We start from the raw sequence: 5198 nt of genomic DNA, 5'->3' as shown, positions 1-5198 counted from the left end.
GGGGGGGGGGGGGGGGCGCCGCCCGGGTGTGTGGCGGACCCGGCGGGGCCCCCCCCCACGGAGCGTCCTGACCTGCGAAAAGAGAGCAAGGGACCTTTACTGCTCTTTGCTGAGCAACGCTAACCAAACAGGAGTAAAGGTCCCTTGCTCCCGTCCGCAGCGTGGCTCATGCGCCCCAATGTGGCGTTCGGTGCGTCCAACGCACCCAATGGCCACATTGAGGTTTTCTCAGTAGGGGTCAGTTGCGTTCGATCCGGGCGACGGCTGTCGCCGGCTTTCGCCCTGATCAGCAGGGTCGTGAATGGTCCATGGGGGACGTTCAACGCCGTCAATGTCCCATCCGCGACACTCCAGTGCCGGACCCCTGTCCCGAACGCGTCGTTCAGGGCGTTCACGGTCCCCCAACGGAGCTTTCGAGACACCGACACCACCGCAAGCCCGTCCCACCAGCCCCACCAGCCACCGACGCCACCCGACCACCTCGAGAAAACACCCCCGGCTTTGCCGGTGGGCGCTTTCCCCGGGGCATGGTGGTGCGGTGAAGGCCTCCTTCACCGCGTTGAGCGCTGTGAAGGACCCCCTCGCGGCATGCGGTGGGCCCGGGGCGCGTGCGGGCGAACGGAGTCGGCGAGCGCAGGCAAGTCCGAGGGACGCCCTGGGTGCATCCACCGCACCCAGGGACGCCCTTGTCACACCCCGGGCCAACGCACCGAAGGCGTCCTACAACACCTCCGGCAACCCACGGCCCCAGAATCCTTGGTGAGAAACCACAGTGGGGCGTTCGAACGCCGGGCCTCAGTACGTCGGCAGGCTCGGGTCGATCTGGCGGGCCCAGGCGAGCACGCCACCACCGAGGTGGGTCGCGCTCTTGAAGCCGGCGGCGTGCAGCGCCGCGAGCGCCTCCGCCGAACGGGCCCCGGACTTGCAGTGCAGCACGATCGGCTTGTCCTGCGGCAGGTCCGCGAGCGCCTCCCCGGAAAGGATCTTGTCCTTCGGGATCAGCGTCGCGCCCTTGATGTTCACGATCTCGTACTCGTGCGGCTCGCGGACGTCGATCAGCGCGAAGTCCTCGCCGCTGTCGAACTTCGCCTTCAGCTCGGCCGGGGTGATGGTGCTGCCCGACGCCGCCTCCGCCGCCTCGTCCGAGACCACGCCGCAGAACGCCTCGTAGTCGATCAGCTCGGTGATCTTCGGGGTCTCCGGATCCTTGCGGATCTTGACCTCGCGATACTTCATCTCCAGCGCGTCGTAGCTGATCAGCCGCCCGAGCAGCGGCTCGCCGATGCCGGTGATGAGCTTGATCGCCTCGGTCACCATGATCGAGCCGATGGACGCGCACAGCACGCCCAGCACGCCGCCCTCGGCGCAGGAGGGGACCATGCCGGGAGGCGGCGGCTCGGGGTAGAGGTCGCGGTAGTTGAGGCCCTTGCCGTTCGGCGCGTCCTCCCAGAACACGCTGACCTGGCCCTCGAACCGGAAGATCGAGCCCCACACGTACGGCTTGCCCAGCAGCACCGCGGCGTCGTTCACCAGGTACCGGGTGGCGAAGTTGTCGGTGCCGTCGACGATGAGGTCGTAGCGGCCGAAGATCTCCAGTGCGTTCGAACTCTCCAGCCGCTCGGTGTGCAGGTGCACCTTGACCAGCGGGTTGATCTCGGCGATCGACTCCTGCGCCGACGCGGCCTTGAGCTTGCCGACGTCGGACTGGCCGTGGATGACCTGACGCTGCAGGTTCGACTCGTCGACGACGTCGAAGTCGATGATGCCGAGCGTGCCGACCCCGGCCGCGGCGAGATACAGCAGCGCCGGGCTGCCCAGGCCGCCCGCGCCGATCACCAGGACCTTCGCGTTCTTGAGCCGCTTCTGGCCGTCCATCCCGACATCCGGGATGATCAGGTGGCGGCTGTAGCGAGCCACCTCTTCCTTGGTGAGCTCGGCAGCCGGCTCCACGAGCGGCGGCAGTGCTGACATCGGGTCCTCCATCTCACGCGGATCGCGTTGTCGCATCCCAGTATCCACAACGCGCGAGGGCAAGCCGGACTTCCCACAGTCCGGATCGTGAGACGGAACGTACCGCTACGGGTTCGGGCTGGGCCAGGCGTTCGGCTTGCAGGTCTTGCCGTCGGCGGGCACCGCGTTGCGGTCGCCGCCGGGGAGGTCGTTGAGCTGCGCGACGTAGTTGTCGGCGACGCCGAGGGTCTGCTGCATCATCACCGGCGCCGGGCCGTCGTTGACCGGGCACGGGACGTGGACGCCGCCCAGCGCGTGCCCGACCTCGTGGTTGATCGCGTACTGCCGGTACCCGGTCATGTCGCCGCCGAAGGCGATCGCGCCGCGGACCCAGCGCGCCAGGTTGATCACCACGCGACGCTGGAAACTCTCGGTGTAGCAGGAGGTTTCGTAGGTGATCGAGTAGCCGCAGACGTCCGGGCGGTGGTTGGTCTCCGGCGTGGTCAACGTCACCCGGAAAGTCGGGTTCGGGAAGCTCGCGTCGACGCGCTGCAGAGCCTTCTTGCCGTCGAAGGTCCAGCTGCGCGGATCGGACAGGATGCCCTGGACGGCGTTGCCGAAGCTGTCGTCACCGGCGTAGCTCGCCGGGTCGATCCCGTCCTCGACCTCGACGGTGTAGGTGTACAGCTTCCCCTGGCCGATCTTCGGCCCCGACCCCGGCACGACGTGGAAGGTGCCCTTGCCCGCCTGCGTGAAGTCGCCGCCCTTGGGCAGTTCGGCGGTCGGGATGTTCAGGTTGACCGGTTTGGCCGGGTTCTCCGGGAGCACGGCGGTGCCGCTCTTCGGCCCGGACCCGGTCCCGCTTTCCGCGGCCGCGCTGGTCCTGCCCTCCTGTGCGATCGGCTCGGCGGGCCCGGTCGCGGTGTTGAACACCACGAGCGCGGTGATCACCACCAGGATCGGCAGCGCGTAGACACGCCAGCCGTAGGTCTTCGCGAACGTGCCGAACTTGCCGCGCTTGACGGGTTTCCTGCGCGGCTCGTCCGGCTCGGATTCGGCCTGCGGCTTCCACGACGCGCGCAGCGGCTCGGCGGACGTACGGCGGCCGCCGGGTCGGTAACGGTCCTCGCCGACCCGCTGTGGCGGGGTGGCCGTCGGCCGGTACTGGCCGGTGCGCGGCGGCACCGGGGAACCCCGGCCCGTACCGTGGGCGGAACGACGCGACGACGCGACGTACTGCGTCCGCTGCTCATCGCCTCGAGCGTCGCTCTTCACCCGGTCCACCGCCCCAGAGTGCCATAACCAAATCGTGATGTGCCGAGCGACCGGCGGAAGACAGTGTGAATGGCCGTCACCCGGATGGGCTACCAGGAACCGGCGTCGACCTGCTCCCACATGCCCAGCACGGCCCGCGCCACTACATTCGGGCGCTCCATCTGCGCGACATGGCCGGTGCGGGGCAGCACCAGTAGCCGAGCGTGCGGGATCGAGCGCGCGGTACGCGGCGCGCGCCGCACGGAGATCACCCGGTCGTGGTTCCCCCAGACGACGAGCGTCGGTGTGGACACCGTCGGCGCCACCGCCCACAGCGACGCGGCACCCACGGCCGACCAGGCCCGGAAGATGCCGAAGGTGCTGCGCGCCAGCGCGGGCGCGGCCCAGGCGAACCCGGCCCGCGCGCCGTGCTCGGCGGCCAGCTCGTCGAGCCTGCTTTCGGGAAACCGGGCCGGATCCGCGAAGCACAGCCGGATGACCTGCGCGGCACGTTCACGAGGGCTCAGCGCGGCCAGCCTGCGCCGCACGGGGGCGCCGACCAGCGGCAGGTAGGCGAGCGCCATCCACGGGTCCGACAGCCGTCGCGGGTCGAGCCGCCGGTCCGGCATGGCCGGCGAGATCAGCGTCAGCGTGCGGACCAGCTCCGGCCGCCTGGCCGCGACGAGCAGCGAGACCGCGCCGCCCATCGAGTTGCCCAGCAGGTGCACGGGCCCGCCGAGTCCCTCCAGGTACCGCACGACGACGTCGGCGTGCGACAGCAGGCTGAAATCGAAGTCCGGCGCGGGTTCGGAGTAACCGAATCCGGGCAGGTCCAGCGCGGTGCCCCCGGCGACAGGGGCGAGCAGCGCGGCCAGATCGGTCCAGTTGGTGGACGACCCGCCGAGGCCGTGCACGTAGACGGCGGGAACGCCGTCCGCACCAGGGGTCCGGCGCACGTGCAGGTCCGTGCCGCCGACGTCCTCCATCGCCCCCGGCCACGGCGACGGCACCGGGTCGAGCGAGGGCAGCGGCCGGGTCGACAGCGGTACGTGGGTGATCGGCGCGCGGGTGCTCGGTGCCTGCCGGGGGCCAGATCGCGGACGGGATACTGACGTGGTCACGAAACCAGGATGCCTGACCCTTGGCGTGTCGTACGTACCGGCGAGTAATCTCAGAAAGACTTCACGCGGTGGCAAACCCGCCCGTCGAAGAGCGTGGACGGGAGGAACCCCATGACGGATATGGCGCGACTGCAGCAACGAGGCGTTCGGCTCCCGCGGACCGAACGGCGTGCTCAGCTGCTGGCGGCCGCGCAGCGCGTCTTCGCCGCGAACGGCTATCACGCCGCGGCGATGGACGAGATCGCCGAGGAGGCCGGGGTCAGCAAACCGGTGCTCTACCAGCACTTCCCCGGCAAGCTCGATCTCTACATCGCGCTGCTGGAGAGCCACGTCGACGAGCTGGTCCGCCGGGTCAAGGACGCGCTGGACTCGACCACCGAGAACCGGCAGCGCGTCCCGGCGACGGTCGGTGCCTTCTTCGACTTCGTCAACGGCGACGCGGGCGCGTTCCGCATGGTGTTCGAATCGGACCTGCGCGGCGAGCCCGCGGTACAGGAGGCGGTGGACAGGGCGACGTCGGCCAGCGTCGACGCGATCACCGAGACCATCACCGCCGACGCCGGGCTCGACGAGGACAAGGCGCGGCTGCTGGCCGTCGGCCTGGTCGGGATGAGCCAGGTCAGCGCCCGGTTCTGGCTCGCGCACCACCAGTCGATGAGCCGCGAGGAAGCGGTTGCCCTGACCGCGAACCTCGCCTGGCGCGGCATCGGCGGCGGCTTCCCGCTCAAGGACAGCTGAAGGGGACTTTCCTCTCGTCAGACGCGCTGAAGGGGACTTTCGAAGCGGCGGGAGGGGGGGTCGGTAGCTCGGCGCGAGCGCTGCGGGGGGGGGGGGGTGGGTGGTTGGGCGGGGCGGGGGGGGGGCGCGCGGGCG

At 70.0% G+C, this 5198-nt stretch carries 4 protein-coding genes; 1 reads left to right on the top strand and 3 read right to left on the bottom strand.

Annotated elements, in window-relative coordinates; translation table 11 throughout:
• Positions 1 to 795 precede the first annotated feature (795 nt).
• The 3 genes from moeZ to ACFWX1_RS47785 form a co-directional block, all read right to left on the bottom strand.
• Positions 796 to 1971, bottom strand: coding sequence for an adenylyltransferase/sulfurtransferase MoeZ (gene moeZ, locus ACFWX1_RS47795; RefSeq protein ID WP_378329800.1), 1176 nt, complete (start codon positions 1969 to 1971; stop codon positions 796 to 798).
• Positions 1972 to 2076: 105 nt separating this feature from the next.
• Positions 2077 to 3234, bottom strand: a complete 1158-nt coding sequence (locus tag ACFWX1_RS47790) for a DUF3152 domain-containing protein (RefSeq protein WP_378396586.1) — start codon at positions 3232 to 3234, stop codon at positions 2077 to 2079.
• An 80-nt stretch (positions 3235 to 3314) separates the two neighbouring features.
• Entirely contained in the window at positions 3315 to 4190 is an 876-nt protein-coding gene (locus ACFWX1_RS47785; RefSeq protein WP_378396587.1) for an alpha/beta fold hydrolase, read from the bottom strand.
• Between the two features lie 246 nt (positions 4191 to 4436).
• Here ACFWX1_RS47785 and ACFWX1_RS47780 point away from each other — a divergent pair, with 246 nt between their 5' ends.
• Positions 4437 to 5063 (top strand): TetR/AcrR family transcriptional regulator, encoded by a 627-nt coding sequence (locus tag ACFWX1_RS47780; protein WP_378329797.1) that lies wholly within the window; start codon positions 4437 to 4439, stop codon positions 5061 to 5063.
• The last annotated feature ends 135 nt before the right edge of the window (positions 5064 to 5198 follow it).

Origin of the sequence: Amycolatopsis sp. NPDC059021 (assembly GCF_042739895.1) — a bacterium.
Lineage (GTDB): Bacteria > Actinomycetota > Actinomycetes > Mycobacteriales > Pseudonocardiaceae > Amycolatopsis.
The sequence above is the reverse complement of the archived record's forward strand: the minus strand, read 5'-3'. Positions and strand labels throughout refer to the sequence as shown.

What these genes read in the sequence shown, in the direction of transcription:
- ACFWX1_RS47780 (WP_378329797.1), top strand. Translation starts at nt 4,437, where the DNA reads ATGACGGATATGGCGCGACTGCAGCAACGAGGCGTTCGGCTCCCGCGG.
- ACFWX1_RS47785 (WP_378396587.1), bottom strand. Translation starts at nt 4,190, where the DNA reads ATGGAGGACGTCGGCGGCACGGACCTGCACGTGCGCCGGACCCCTGGT.
- moeZ (WP_378329800.1), bottom strand. Translation starts at nt 1,971, where the DNA reads ATGTCAGCACTGCCGCCGCTCGTGGAGCCGGCTGCCGAGCTCACCAAG.